At 41.4% G+C, this 13,527-nt stretch carries 13 protein-coding genes; 12 read left to right on the top strand and 1 reads right to left on the bottom strand.

Annotated elements, in window-relative coordinates; genetic code table 11:
* The first annotated feature begins 56 nt into the window (after nucleotides 1–56).
* From V7201_RS15560 to V7201_RS15505, 12 genes are all read left to right on the top strand, one after another.
* A complete protein-coding gene (locus tag V7201_RS15560; protein WP_335377668.1) occupies nucleotides 57–212 on the top strand; it encodes a lmo0937 family membrane protein in 156 nt (51 codons plus the stop codon).
* Nucleotides 213–353: 141 nt separating this feature from the next.
* Entirely contained in the window at nucleotides 354–1,007 is a 654-nt protein-coding gene (locus tag V7201_RS15555; protein ID WP_335377667.1) for an NUDIX hydrolase, read from the top strand.
* A gap of 329 nt (nucleotides 1,008–1,336) precedes the next feature.
* Nucleotides 1,337–2,161, top strand: coding sequence for a M55 family metallopeptidase (locus V7201_RS15550; protein ID WP_335377666.1), 825 nt, complete (start codon nucleotides 1,337–1,339; stop codon nucleotides 2,159–2,161).
* 57 nt (nucleotides 2,162–2,218) lie between these two features.
* Nucleotides 2,219–3,151, top strand: coding sequence for an ABC transporter permease (locus V7201_RS15545; RefSeq protein ID WP_335377665.1), 933 nt, complete (start codon nucleotides 2,219–2,221; stop codon nucleotides 3,149–3,151).
* Nucleotides 3,151–4,104: an ABC transporter permease gene (locus tag V7201_RS15540; RefSeq protein WP_335377664.1), complete on the top strand. Its 954-nt coding sequence runs from the start codon at nucleotides 3,151–3,153 to the stop codon at nucleotides 4,102–4,104. Before V7201_RS15545 ends, V7201_RS15540 begins: the two co-directional genes overlap by 1 nt.
* A 5-nt stretch (nucleotides 4,105–4,109) precedes the next feature.
* Nucleotides 4,110–5,105 carry an ABC transporter ATP-binding protein gene (locus tag V7201_RS15535; protein ID WP_335377663.1) on the top strand — a complete coding sequence of 332 codons (996 nt, stop codon included), beginning with the start codon at nucleotides 4,110–4,112 and terminating at the stop codon, nucleotides 5,103–5,105.
* A gap of 66 nt (nucleotides 5,106–5,171) precedes the next feature.
* Nucleotides 5,172–6,803 carry a peptide ABC transporter substrate-binding protein gene (locus V7201_RS15530; protein ID WP_335377662.1) on the top strand — a complete coding sequence of 544 codons (1,632 nt, stop codon included), beginning with the start codon at nucleotides 5,172–5,174 and terminating at the stop codon, nucleotides 6,801–6,803.
* A 244-nt stretch (nucleotides 6,804–7,047) separates the two neighbouring features.
* Nucleotides 7,048–7,968, top strand: a complete 921-nt coding sequence (locus tag V7201_RS15525; protein WP_335377661.1) for a S66 peptidase family protein — start codon at nucleotides 7,048–7,050, stop codon at nucleotides 7,966–7,968.
* Between the two features lie 27 nt (nucleotides 7,969–7,995).
* Nucleotides 7,996–9,102, top strand: a complete 1,107-nt coding sequence (locus V7201_RS15520; protein WP_335377660.1) for a mandelate racemase/muconate lactonizing enzyme family protein — start codon at nucleotides 7,996–7,998, stop codon at nucleotides 9,100–9,102.
* Entirely contained in the window at nucleotides 9,089–10,018 is a 930-nt protein-coding gene (locus V7201_RS15515) for a C40 family peptidase (RefSeq protein ID WP_335377659.1), read from the top strand. Before V7201_RS15520 ends, V7201_RS15515 begins: the two co-directional genes overlap by 14 nt.
* 2 nt (nucleotides 10,019–10,020) lie before the next feature.
* A complete protein-coding gene (locus V7201_RS15510) occupies nucleotides 10,021–11,031 on the top strand; it encodes an ABC transporter ATP-binding protein (RefSeq protein WP_335377658.1) in 1,011 nt (336 codons plus the stop codon).
* 12 nt (nucleotides 11,032–11,043) lie between these two features.
* The gene (locus tag V7201_RS15505) at nucleotides 11,044–11,838 is read left to right on the top strand and encodes a serine hydrolase (RefSeq protein ID WP_335377657.1); all 795 of its coding nucleotides are present in this window, start codon (nucleotides 11,044–11,046) and stop codon (nucleotides 11,836–11,838) included.
* Nucleotides 11,839–12,124: 286 nt separating this feature from the next.
* Here V7201_RS15505 and V7201_RS15500 read toward each other — a convergent pair whose 3' ends face one another.
* On the bottom strand, nucleotides 12,125–13,351 hold the full coding sequence (locus V7201_RS15500) for an MFS transporter (RefSeq protein ID WP_335377656.1): 1,227 nt from the start codon (nucleotides 13,349–13,351) through the stop codon (nucleotides 12,125–12,127).
* Between the last annotated feature and the right edge of the window lie 176 nt (nucleotides 13,352–13,527).

The following is a 13,527-nucleotide window of genomic DNA, read 5'->3' as shown; positions in this document are numbered from 1 at the left end:
TTCACAAAGGGTATGATTAAAGTAAGAATAAAACAAACTGAAAGGGGATTTTCATCATGTTATGGACAATAGCAGCTATATTGCTGGTTCTTTGGGTATTAGGATTGATATTTCATATTGCCGGAGGAGTTATTCACATACTCTTGGTAGCCGGACTAATCTTAATCGCCTATAACGCGATCAAAGGACGGACTAGAGGTTCCAGATATTAATAATTGGACAGTGGCATCTTGCCACTGTTTTTATTTTTGCTGCTAAATGACTAGTAAAAAATTCATTCATCGATTTAAAAGCCATTTTCTTTCTTTTCTTTTCATATTCATAATAAAATAAGATAAAAACTGGTACAGGGAGTGTGGAGTCCAATAACAAATATTAGACAAATTTCAGAGGCTTTATCAGGGCGTGAACCCTCAATTCTAGGCCATGATCAATTCTTGAAATTCGCAGTTCTCTTGCCGCTGGTCGAAGTGGATAATGAAGTGCATGTATTATTTGAGGTACGCTCATTGACGTTAAGAAGGCAGCCTGGCGAAGTATGTTTTCCAGGAGGGAAAATAGAAAAGGGGGAAACTCCACAAAAAGCCGCTATCCGTGAAACTTCAGAGGAGCTGGGCATAAAGGAAAGCGATATTATGGATATCATCCCCTTGGACTATATGGTTTCAGCTTTTGGTACGATTATCTATCCTTTTGCTGGCACAGTCAAGGATACTAAAATGATATTCCCAAATGTGGCTGAGGTTGGTGAAGTTTTCACTGTTCCATTATCCTTTTTTAAAAAGAATCAGCCAGACAGTTATAAAATTAATTTTCAGGTAGAACCTGAGGATGGGTTCCCATTTGATTTGATCATTGGCGGTGAAAATTATAAATGGCAAACCCGGACAATGGATGAATATTTTTATAGATACAACGGCAAAGTCATTTGGGGACTGACCGCAAAAGTACTGACTCATTTTATTGATTTAATGGATTTCATTAAAAGTAATGAAGAAGGCACGTGAAAAATCACGTGCTTTTTTGCATCCACAAAAGCTCAATTTACAAAGCGCAAAGATAAAGCATTATCTCGCAAAAATTCTTTTCTGATTAAACTTTTTCATTTTTTTTAAAACACCGACGATTTATCCATTTTCTTCCCAATCCAAATAAATCATTTATTAAGATCTTCGAAGAAAATATTATTCTACAAATAGTTTTTATTTAACAGATCGATAAGGGGTCAAATCTACTATTTCTTTGTAATAGTCCAATTTTATGGGAGAAAAGGTTGCTAATGGTAGATTTATTATTTATAATTTTAAGATAATTATTAAAAGAAAGTTGGGTCAAAATGAAGCTATACATATCTGTAGACATGGAAGGGATTACTGGATTGGTAGATTATACCCATGTAGATTCCTCGAAGCATAACTACGAGCGTGGCCGTAAAATCATGACAAAGGAGGCTAACCATGTCATCACTGCTGCTTTTGAAAAGGGCTGTGAAGAAGTAATAGTCAATGACAGCCACTCCAAGATGAACAACCTCCTGATTGAAGAGTTACATCCGGAAACTCAGTTGATCACAGGGGATGTCAAACCATTTTCAATGGTGCAGGGTCTGGATAATAGCTTTGCTGGAGCTGTATTTGTTGGCTATCACGCGAGGGCTTCAATGAAAGGCGTAATGTCACATTCTATGATTTTTGGAGTACGCCATATGTATATAAATGATGTCCAAATTGGAGAACTAGGCTTCAACGCTTACGTTGCAGGTTATTATGGTGTGCCTGTCATCATGGTAGCAGGGGATGATGGCGCTGCCCGAGAAGCGGAAGCACTTATACCGAATGTTACCACTGCTGTAGTGAAAGAGTCGATTTCAAGGTCAGCAGCCAAATCACTCACACCTGCAAAAGCCGGGCAGCTTCTCGCTGAAAAAACGGAACTAGCCTTAAAAAACAAAGATAAAGTGAAACCGCTTACTCCACCTGACCATCCAGTGTTAAGAATCGAATTCTCCAATTACGGAGAGGCTGAATGGGCAAATTTAATGCCAGGTACTGAAATTGAAGAAGGAACAACGATTGTCCGTTACCAGGCTAAGGATATTCTAGAAGCCTATCAAGCTATGCTTGTCATGACAGAGCTTGCGATGAGAACAACTTTTTGCTGATCATCGAAGTTAATTCACCAAGATTATTGCATTAAGACACGATAAGGAAGTGAGTAAATGCTCGGATATATTGTCAAAAGATTAGGGGCTATGGCCGTTACTTTGCTGGTCATCATTACCTTAACATTTTTCCTGATGCACTCAATCCCTGGTTCGCCTTTTAACGAAGAGCGTTCCACGAGCGAGGCTGTGCAGAAGAATCTGGAATCTTATTATCATTTGGATGAGCCACTGTATATCCAATACTTTTTATATTTAAAGTCTGTTGCGGCATTTGATTTTGGGCCTTCAATTAAAAAGTCCTCACAGACAGTTAATGAAATGCTCGGAAGGGGATTTCCTGTATCGTTTGAACTTGGAATGGTCACTCTCATCGTCGCAATCTTTTCTGGTATTTTATTAGGTATAATTGCTGCACTTCGCCACAACGGTTTCATCGATTATATAGCAATGTCGATTGCCGTTCTCGGCATATCCGTTCCAAACTTTGTAATGGCAACGCTCCTGATCCAGCAGCTTGCCGTCAATTGGGAAATCCTCCCTGTAGCAACATGGTCAAGCCCAAAGCATATGATCTTGCCGACACTGGCGCTTGCGACAGGTCCAATGGCCATTATTGCGCGTCTGACAAGGGCCAGTATGCTGGAGGTTCTTACCCAGGATTACATAAGAACTGCAAAAGCTAAAGGATTGTCACCTGTGAAAATCGTGTTCAAGCACGCATTGAAAAATGCTTTGCTGCCCGTAGTAACCATTCTCGGTTCATTGGCTGCAAGCATCTTGACAGGAACCTTTGTCATTGAAAAAATCTTCGCAATCCCTGGTATGGGCAAATATTTCGTTGAAAGCATCAATCAGCGTGACTACCCAGTCATCATGGGGACAACCATCTTTTACAGTACGGTGTTGATCATGATGTTGTTCCTGGTTGATTTTGCATATGGGATTCTTGATCCAAGGATCAAACTGCATAAAAAGGAGGGAAGATGATGGCACTTAGAAAAATTCAGGAAACACATAAATCATCGACAGTTCCCGACGAATGGTTTGTTCCGAAAAAGATAAATGACTCTGATGCCGAGGCCGTAGTAAGGCCGAGCCTGTCGTATTGGCAGGACGCCTGGAGACGGCTCTTGAAAAACAAACTTGCAATGCTTGGATTATTTTTCTTATCCTTCCTGTCCTTTATGGCGATTTTCGGTCCTATTATTTCTCCACATACAATGGACCATCAGGACCTGATGAATCAGAATTTGGCTCCATCAAGTGAATACTGGTTCGGAACAGATGATTTAGGACGAGATGTATTCACCAGGACATGGTATGGTGCTCGAATCTCCTTATTCGTAGGGGTCGCAGCCGCACTTATCGATTTTTTAATCGGTGTCATCTACGGTGGTATTGCTGGCTATAAAGGCGGCAGAACCGACCATTACATGATGAGAGTAATCGAGGTACTTTATGGCCTCCCATATTTACTCGTTGTTATTCTAATCAGTGTCGTGATGGGCCCAAGCCTAGCGACAATAATTTTTGCTCTGACGATTACCGGCTGGATCGGCATGGCTCGAATTGTGCGAGGGCAAGTGCTGCAAATCAAGAATTATGAATTTGTGTTAGCATCAAAAACATTCGGAACAAAAACTGGCCGGATCATCCGCCGGAACCTGCTGCCAAACACAATGGGCCCGATCATCGTGCAAATGACTCTTTCAGTACCGTCAGCTATTTTTGCCGAAGCATTCCTAAGCTTTTTGGGCCTTGGTATCCAGGCACCAATGGCAAGCTGGGGTTCAATGGCTAGCGATGCGTTGCCGGTCATTTTGTCAGGAGACTGGTGGCGTTTGTTCTTCCCGGCGTTCTTCATCTCAATGACTATGTTTTCATTTAATGTTTTAGGTGATGGGCTGCAGGATGCACTTGATCCAAAGCTGAGGAGGTAAGCATCATGGAAAAAGTACTTGAAGTAAAAGATCTTCACGTTTCTTTCAAGACATTTGGCGGAGAAGTAAAGGCGGTCCGCGGTGTCACTTTTGATTTACATAAAGGGGAGACGCTCGCGATTGTAGGAGAATCCGGATGCGGAAAAAGTGTGACCTCCCAAAGCATCATGCGGTTAATACCTGAGCCGCCTGGTAGATTCGATGGTGGTTCAATCATTTATAAAGACAAAGATTTAACCAAATTAAAGGATTCCGAAATGAGGAAAATCCGCGGCTCCGATATTTCGATGATTTTCCAAGACCCAATGACTGCGCTGAATCCCACTCTCACTGTTGGAGACCAGCTTACAGAGGGTATCCTCCAGCACATGAAGCTTTCTAGAGAACAGGCTAAAAAAGTAGCCATTGACATGCTGGACCTAGTAGGTATCCCTAGTCCGCATGCCAGGTTAAAGCAGTACCCTCATCAATTCAGCGGTGGAATGAGGCAGAGAATTGTCATTGCAATGGCCTTGGTTTGCCAGCCTGAAGTGCTGATTGCGGATGAGCCTACGACAGCCTTAGATGTAACAATCCAGGCACAGATCCTTGAGCTTTTCCGCGATATTCAAAAGAAAACAGGTGTCTCGATCATTCTGATCACACATGACTTAGGTGTGGTTGCCCAGGTGGCAGACAGGATCGCGGTCATGTATGCTGGGAAAATCGTTGAGACCGGCACGAGGCGGGAAATATTTTATAATCCGCAGCATCCATACACCAAAGGATTGCTAAACTCAGTGCCTCGTCTTGATGTCGAAGGAGCGGAGTTAATCCCAATTGGCGGGACTCCACCGGATTTATTCTCTCCACCGGTTGGATGTCCATTTACGGCGAGATGCCCGTATGCGATGGAGGTCTGTGACAAAGTATATCCATTCCAGACACAGCTTTCAAGCAGCCATGAAGTCGATTGCTGGCTTCAGGATGAACGAGCAAAAATATTACTGGCAAACAGATAATCTTGTTCAATCAGGCGTAAGCCTCTTTGATATAAATTTTCACATAAATTTAAAGGGGGAAACAGAGTGAAGAAGTTTTTGACAATGCTGATGGCAGCCATGCTTGTATTCACACTTGCTGCATGTACGGCAAATGAGAGCACAGGCAAAGAAACAGATGGAAAAGACAAAGGGGACAAAGATAAGGGCGGAGAAAAGGTCCTTTATCTGAATAATGGCCAGGAACCAACTTCATTTGATCCGCCAATTGGTTTTGATTCGGCATCATGGAGCGCTCTGAACAATTTGATGGAAGGTCTTACGCGCTTAAATGCTGAGCACCAGCCTGAAGAAGCGACAGCTGAAAAATGGGATGTATCCGAAGACGGCAAAACATACACATTCCATATCCGCGAAAACGCAAAATGGTCAAATGGCGATGACGTAACAGCTAATGACTTCGTCTTTGCATGGAAGCGTCTTTTAGATCCTGCTACAGGTTCTTCTGCAGCATTCCTTGGCTACTTTATTGAAGGCGGGGAAGAGTTCAACAGCGGCAAGGGATCAGCTGATAATGTAAAGGTTAAAGCAGTTGATGCTAAGACTTTCGAGGTTACTTTAACAAGTCCTCAGGCATATTTCCTAAGCGTTATCGCTAACCCTGCATTTTTCCCAATCAATGAGAAGGTTGCAAAGGAAAATCCAGAATGGTTTGCAGAAGCAGATTCATTCGTTGGAAACGGACCTTTCAATCTTGCCAGCTGGGACCATGACACGAAATTCGTTATGGAAAAGAACGAAAAGTATTGGGATGCAAAAAATGTAAAGCTTGATAAAGTTGAGTGGGCGATTGTCGACGATACTAACACTGAGTACCAAATGTTTACAGCGGGTGACCTTGATGTTTCGGACGTTCCGGCTGAACTTGCTGACAAGCTGTTTAAAGAAGGAGACGTGAAGGTTGAAGACCAGGCAGGGGATTACTTCTACCGCTTCAACGTTACAAAGGAACCTTTCCAAAACGTGAATATACGTAAAGCATTTGCTCTTGCTGTAGACCAGCAAAAAATTGTTGATTTCGTAACAAAGAATAAAGAAAAAGCGGCTTATGGTTTCGTTTCACCTGGATTTAAGGATCCTTCTGGAAAAGACTTCCGTGAAGCGAACGGCGACTTCAATAAAACTGATGTTGAAGAAGCAAAAGCATTGTTGAAAAAGGGTATGGAAGAGGAAGGATACACTAAACTTCCTGAAGTTACTTTAACTTATAGCACTAGTGATGTTCATAAGAAAATCGCAGAAGCTCTTCAGCAAATGTTCAAGGAAAGCCTTGGAGTAGAAGTAAAGCTGGCTAACATGGAATGGAATGTTTTCGCTGAAGAACAGAAAGCACTTAAGCACCAGCTTTCTCGTAGTTCTTTCCTTGCTGACTATGCTGATCCAATCAACTTCCTTGAAAACTTCCAGACTGGTCATTCCATGAACCGTACTGGCTGGGGAAATCCAGAATACGACAAGCTGATCAAGGCTGCTAAAAATGAAGCAGATGAATCAAAGCGTTTTGAGCTAATGTACCAAGCAGAGAAAATTCTATTTGATGAAGCGCCGATTTTCACAGTTCATTTCTATAACCAAGTTTACCTGCAAAACGAAGCTGTAAGCGGCGTTGTTCGCCATCCAGTTGGCTATCTTGAATTGAAATGGGCAGATAAGAAGTAATTCTTTACTTTTATTGTCTAGCTTAAACGTTGTACTTTCTAAGAAAGAGGTGTCCGTCTTGGATCGCCTCTTTTTTACTAATTGAGTTTTCAGCCATTCAAATAGATGTAGTTTTTAAAATCTGGAAACAACTTATTGAATGAAACAAAGGATACGGAATATAAAAAGAGTCTTACTAATACATACTCTCTGAAGATATACATATTGATAGCATAGTATTTTTAACAAAAGGAGTCGATGAATCATGTTAGTCAAGCCGGAACGACTGAAAAAAGGGGATACAGTTGGCGTCATCGCCCCCGCAAGTCCACCAAATAAAGAAAATCTCGAACGCGGATTAAAATTCTTTGCAGAGTTAGGATTGAATTATAAACTTGGAAAATCGCTTTACCTGAAATATGGGTATCTTGCTGGAAGTGATGAAGAAAGATTAGCAGACTTGCATGAAATGTTCCAGGATGATGAGGTGAAAGGCATCATTTGTGCTGGAGGCGGATATGGAACTGCACGCATTGCCTCAGCGATCGATTATAAAGTCATCAGCAGAAATCCTAAGATCTTTTGGGGATACAGTGATATAACCTTTTTACATACAGCTATTAGGCAGCAGGGAGGCCTTGTAACCTTTCATGGTCCGATGATTGCTTCAGATATTGGAAAAGAAGACTCCAGCGTAATTTCTAAGGACCAATTCAAGCAGCTTTTCCATCCTAAAGAATTACGTTATACCGATACTATCTCAGAACTGGATGAACTGGTTTCAGGAAAAGCGGAAGGAGCATTAGTCGGAGGGAACTTGTCGCTGCTTTCAAGTACGATGGGGACAAAATTTGAAATAGATACAGCGGGGAAAATTTTAGTAATTGAAGATATCAATGAAGAGCCTCGTGCCGTGGACCGAATGCTGAACCAGCTTTATATGGCGGGCAAGCTTCAGGAATCAGCGGGGATTTTGGTTGGCGATTTTAATAATTGTGTACCTGAAAGGGAACTGTCTCTTACTCTCGATGAAGTACTCGATCACTATATAAAACTTGCTGGAAGGCCAGCGTTAAAAGGCTTCAATATGGGGCACTGCTCTCCGCATATTGCTGTCCCATTTGGTACTCGAGCACAAATGGATACCGCAAGCAAAACTCTCATTGTCGAGAGCGGGATTAATTAAGCAATTATATAAAAAGGGGATATTGATATGATCATTGAAAAAATCGAGACATTCCGCACAGCTGTCCCTTTAACCAAGCCTTTTAAAACGGCGCTTCGCACAGTAACAGTCGCAGAAGCAATCTTTGTTAAAATTAGCTGTGACAATGGAATTGCAGGCTGGGGTGAGGCGCCTCCGACATTGGTCATCACTGGAGACAGCCTGGCAAGCATTGAATCTGCAATCAATGATGTGATTAAACCATTCTTGTTAAAAAAGAATCTGTTAAACTATGAAGCTATTTTCCAGGGACTAAAGTCAGCCCTTATTGGCAATTCCAGCGCAAAAGCTGCAGTTGATATGGCATTATATGATTGCATATCCCAGAATTGCAGGTTACCACTTTATCAATTCCTCGGGGGTTATGAAAAAGAAATAGAAACTGATTTTACCGTTAGCGTTAACAGTCCTGAGGAGATGGGTGAGGATGCTCTAGCTTATGTCAGCAACGGATTCAACGTCCTGAAGGTAAAAGTAGGTATAGGTGAAATATTAACAGATATCGCACGAATTCAAGAAATTCGACGCCGGATTGGCAATGATGTAAAAATCCGTCTCGATGCTAACCAGGGCTGGAAGCCAAAGGACGCAATCAGGGCAATCCGGAAAATGGAGGACATGGGCCTTCAAATCGAACTGGTCGAACAGCCAGTAAAAGCTGATGACCTTGATGGCCTTAAGCAGGTCACGGATTCAGTTGAAACATTGATCATGGCTGATGAAAGTGTCTTCAGCCCGAAACAAGCTTTTGAAGTAATAAAGCGAAGAAGCGCTGACCTTATCAATATTAAATTGATGAAGTCAGGTGGTATTTACCAGGCACAAATAATTAACCAGATGGCAGAAACAGCCGGTATTGAATGCATGGTTGGCAGCATGATTGAAACACGCCTAGGAATCACTGCCGCAGCCCATTTTGCAGCAAGCAAGAAAAACATTACCCGGTTTGATTTCGATGCTCCGCTGATGCTTGCTGGTGAAGTAGTAGCAGGTGGAATTAAGTATAGTGGAAGGACAATTACCCTTCCAGACCGTCCGGGTTTAGGGATAGAAGATGTGATGATAGAAGGAGGAGTATCAAGTGGAGAGCAATAATGTATGGCTCGTCAATGTGCCTGTCGCAACGTTGTGGACTTCTTTTGATTCTGCAAGAGAAATAGACCACGACGCGATTTCAAGTGCAGTTGACCTTGTGTCCTGGCTAGAAAAACTGACATATGAGCCAAGACTTCAATTATGTGACAATAATCTAGTACAATCACAAGTACTTTTTGGTCAGGAAGTTCTCATCATTGATGAATCCGCCGGCTGGGCTCATGTTGTCGTTCCTGATCAGCCATCTGGAAAGGACGAGCGCGGATATCCTGGCTGGATTCCCAAATCACAATTAATCCAGCAATCTGATTGGTACATAAAACATGGACCCGTTGTAGTGGTGACTTCAAAAACGGCCATGCTGCATTCTGAGAACGATGAACAGATCATGGAATTAAGCTACCAAACCTTGCTTCCTGCCATTGAACATAGTGGAGATCGCATTCGTGTTAAAACTCCAATTGGAATTGGCAATTTAAAAACAGAAGATGTCGTTCTCTATCCTTCTGAAAAGAAACTTCCGAAGCGGAATGGGGCAGCGATTGTAGCTGCCGGTGAACAATTTCTCGGACTTCCATATCTTTGGGGCGGGATGAGCAGCTATGGTTACGACTGTTCCGGTTTCAGTTATAACATGTGCCGTGCCAATGGATACATTATACCGAGAGACGCACATGAACAGGCAGCAGAAGGTACGAATATAGAGTTAACTGATATCCAGCCAGGTGATTTACTTTTCTTTGCTTATGAGGAAGGCAAAGGAAGTATTCATCATGTAGGAATTTATTATGGAGACGGGAAACTGCTCCATTCACCAAATACAGGAAAAAACATCGAGATTATTTTACTCGAAGGAACGATTTACGAAAAAGAACTCTGTGCAGCAAGACGGTACTGGATGAATACGGAGGAATAAAAATGGAAAAACAAGTTTTATTGAGTGTAAAAGATTTAAAGAAACATTTCTATATGGGAAAAAATGAAATCCTAAAAGCAGTTGATGGGGTAAGCTTCGATATTTATAAGGGTGAAACCTTCGGGCTTGTTGGTGAATCTGGCTGCGGAAAATCTACTGCAGGAAGAACGATGATCGGCTTATATGACAGGACAGATGGAGAGGTCATCTTTAACGGAAAAGATGTCCATACAATGACCGAAAAGGAAAGATTTCAGTTTCATAGGCAGATGCAAATGATTTTCCAGGATCCATACGCATCTTTAAACCCACGTTCAACTGTCAAGGAAATCATCTCGGAACCAATGGAAGTTCATGGCCTTTTCAAGGATAAGAAAGAACGTCTGGAGCGCATATATCAGCTGCTTGAGGATGTTGGGCTAAATCGTGACCACGCTAACCGATACCCGCATGAGTTCAGCGGGGGCCAGCGCCAGAGAATAGGCATTGCAAGAGCACTTGCCCTGGATCCGGATTTCATTATTGCTGATGAACCGATTTCGGCTCTTGATGTATCTGTTCAAGCCCAGGTTGTCAATCTTCTTAAACGACTGCAGAAGGAAAAGGGATTAACCTATTTATTTATTGCACATGACCTTTCAATGGTAAAACAAATCAGCAACAGGATTGGCGTGATGTATTTGGGACACATCGTGGAGCTTACAGCAAGCAATCAGCTGTACAAGAAACCGCTCCACCCGTATACACAAGCATTGCTATCGGCCATTCCAATTCCTGATCCAGATATTGAAGATAAGCGTGAAAGAATCATTCTTGAGGGAGAACTCCCTAGTCCAATGAACCCTCCAGGCGGCTGTGTTTTCAGGACTCGCTGCCCGCAGGCTATGGAAGTATGTGCAAAAGTAAAACCTGTATGGCAGGAAATTGAATCGGATCATTACGTTGCTTGCCACTTATATGATGAGAAGCTATCTGCCAGCAAGAAAAAAGAAGTGCATGTAAATATGAGATAAGGAACGATTTATATGAACATAGAGCAACTAAAGCTGAATGTTTATAGTGAACTCGCCAGGTGCAAGGGCCGGGCGAGTTTGTTTATGGAGATTGAGGGCAAGATTATTGAATTTAACAGTCAGGAAGTTTACCAATCTGCCAGCCTGATTAAAATGCCGATTCTATACGAAGCACTCCGACAAATTGAAGCAGGCATCATCAATCCCGATGAACATTTGATCATCAAAGATAGTGACAAAATCGGTAACACCGGTGTCCTGCAGGTCTTACATGGTGTTAAGTCCTACGCAATAAAAGACTTGCTTACTCTTATGGTAATTGTCTCAGATAATTCAGCTACAAACCTGATCATCAATCTCCTGGGTATAGAATCGATAAATAAAACGATTAGAAGTTTATCAATGAACAATACGATCTTGCAGCGTAAAATGCTGGACTTCCAGTCTGTAAAATCAGGCATGGATAATTTCACGACAGCTGCAGATATTGTGAAATGCTTGAAAAAAGGTGTTATAGGCACTGATTTAACAAAAGCTTCAAGAGACACATTTCTTTCAATTCTCAACCAGCAGCAATTCAGAGATAAACTGCCAGCTTACATGAATGAAGTGTATATAACAGCAGGAAATAAAACAGGTGAATTACCTGGACTCGAGCATGATTGTGCGGTAATGACCTTTGGACAGACTAGGGCTTTTATCGCGGTGTTAATTGACACTCTCGAAGAGCCTGAAATTGGAAGGTCAACTATCCGACAAATAGGGAAGCATATTAACGACTTTATTAGAGGCAATTCGACAATATAACAAGCAAGTCACTATCATACGATATGATATTAATATCAACTGCTAGCATATTGATACTCTTATAAAAGACCTTTTCTTTAAATCGCAATTAGGTAAATGGACTTATTCTTTTGGACATTTTCATTCCATAAGTAAATTTCTGGTTTTTGAATTTGGTTTTTGAATTTGGTTTTTGAATTTTCCTTATATTAAATTGAGGTTTCAAGAAGACAAGATGACAGTCCGACCACTTCTTGCATTCATCACTTAAAAGAACGAGGAGCACAGAATCCTCGTTCTTTTTCATTTACATGGTTTTCTCGATTAATTTTATTTTTTCTCTTTTGAGGCTAAATTTTAACGACCATATTAAAAATGTGGTTCCTGCAATAATGTACATTAGTCCTCCAAATAAACCTACAAGTCTCGGACTAAACCACTCTAATGCTACGCCAGTGAACAGCATAGAAAAACCAATGATTGTGTTGGAAACAGTCGCTGAAAGTCCAAAGTACAGACCATGCCATTTTGCCGGGATAGTATCCATGGCGACCGTATCAAGGAGTGTGTTACCGATGCCGCTGAAAATGGCCGTCATGCAGAATAAAACAACGGCCAAACCAAAGAGTTCTGTTTGACTGATCATCGTTAAAAATAATCCTTCTCCCATTAAACATATAAATGAAAACAGCAGAAACCGCGCTTTTATCAGTTTTGAAAACAGCGGGCTTATGATCAGACCCAATCCAAGAGCACTGTAAAACAACCCCACTCCCAAGTCTGCTTTTCCGAAAGTCTCCACGGCATAAACACTCAAAAGGACATTTTCAATGCCGTTAATGAGCGGAATGACCATCTCAAATACCATTAACATGATCAAAAAAGAGGACGAAACTATAACGGGCCATAAATCAGCGTACTTTTCATTTTTATCTTTCCTGAACCTTTCCGTTTTTGATTCTGATTCCAATGTAGGCAGCGTCGAAAGTATCCATCCTGCCAGAATAAAAGAAACAATGTTGATCCAGAATGCAGCTTTTGCTCCTAAAAAATAAGAGACGATGCCACCACTTAAAGCACCAATGACTAAAACGAAACCCATTAAAACTTGTTCCCAGGCATTTACTTCCTTTAAAGCTTTGGGAGAAACGATGGCTGGTATGCTGGACTTACGCACAGGCGAATAAATAGCTTCACCAGAGGCCAGCAGAAACGAGGCTGCATAAACAATCCACATGTCCTCAGGAGCTTTGATCCATAGAAATGACAGGGCGATCACCGCTCTTGAAAGATCTGTGGTAATCAGTATTTTCCTTTTTTCAAACTTTGAAGAAATCTTGCTGCTTAATGGACTGAATAGAAGAAAAGGAATCATTCGTAAGGCCATGGTGATTCCGACAGAAAGGCCAGAACCAGTCATCTGCAGGATCAGCGAAAGCAGAGCAACTTGGCTAAAACGATCGCCAATTCCATTAATAATACCTGCTAAGAATAGTTTCCGATAAGAAATTTCTGATTTTAACGTTTTAAACATTTTGTCCTCCATTAGATTAGATGTATAACTAATTAGATTTAAATCTAATTAGATTGTATTCGAAACTCTTTGAAAAAGGAATCATTTTTTTATGGTCGTTTTTCGGAAACATTTTTGCTTTTAGTTCAGGAGTAGACTTTAAAGCCCTTTCAAGAAGAAAACAGCCTTTAGAAAAG

The sequence above is a fragment of the Bacillus sp. JJ1122 genome (genome assembly GCF_036964885.1).
Taxonomy (GTDB): domain Bacteria; phylum Bacillota; class Bacilli; order Bacillales; family Cytobacillaceae; genus Mesobacillus.
This window is presented reverse-complemented; position numbering and strand designations above follow the sequence as displayed.

Coding starts and splice junctions, on each gene's coding strand:
- V7201_RS15545 (WP_335377665.1), top strand. CDS start 2,219: ATGCTCGGATATATTGTCAAAAGATTAGGGGCTATGGCCGTTACTTTG.
- V7201_RS15550 (WP_335377666.1), top strand. CDS start 1,337: ATGAAGCTATACATATCTGTAGACATGGAAGGGATTACTGGATTGGTA.
- V7201_RS15505 (WP_335377657.1), top strand. CDS start 11,044: ATGAACATAGAGCAACTAAAGCTGAATGTTTATAGTGAACTCGCCAGG.
- V7201_RS15520 (WP_335377660.1), top strand. CDS start 7,996: ATGATCATTGAAAAAATCGAGACATTCCGCACAGCTGTCCCTTTAACC.
- V7201_RS15540 (WP_335377664.1), top strand. CDS start 3,151: ATGGCACTTAGAAAAATTCAGGAAACACATAAATCATCGACAGTTCCC.
- V7201_RS15535 (WP_335377663.1), top strand. CDS start 4,110: ATGGAAAAAGTACTTGAAGTAAAAGATCTTCACGTTTCTTTCAAGACA.
- V7201_RS15525 (WP_335377661.1), top strand. CDS start 7,048: ATGTTAGTCAAGCCGGAACGACTGAAAAAAGGGGATACAGTTGGCGTC.
- V7201_RS15500 (WP_335377656.1), bottom strand. CDS start 13,351: ATGTTTAAAACGTTAAAATCAGAAATTTCTTATCGGAAACTATTCTTA.
- V7201_RS15560 (WP_335377668.1), top strand. CDS start 57: ATGTTATGGACAATAGCAGCTATATTGCTGGTTCTTTGGGTATTAGGA.
- V7201_RS15510 (WP_335377658.1), top strand. CDS start 10,021: ATGGAAAAACAAGTTTTATTGAGTGTAAAAGATTTAAAGAAACATTTC.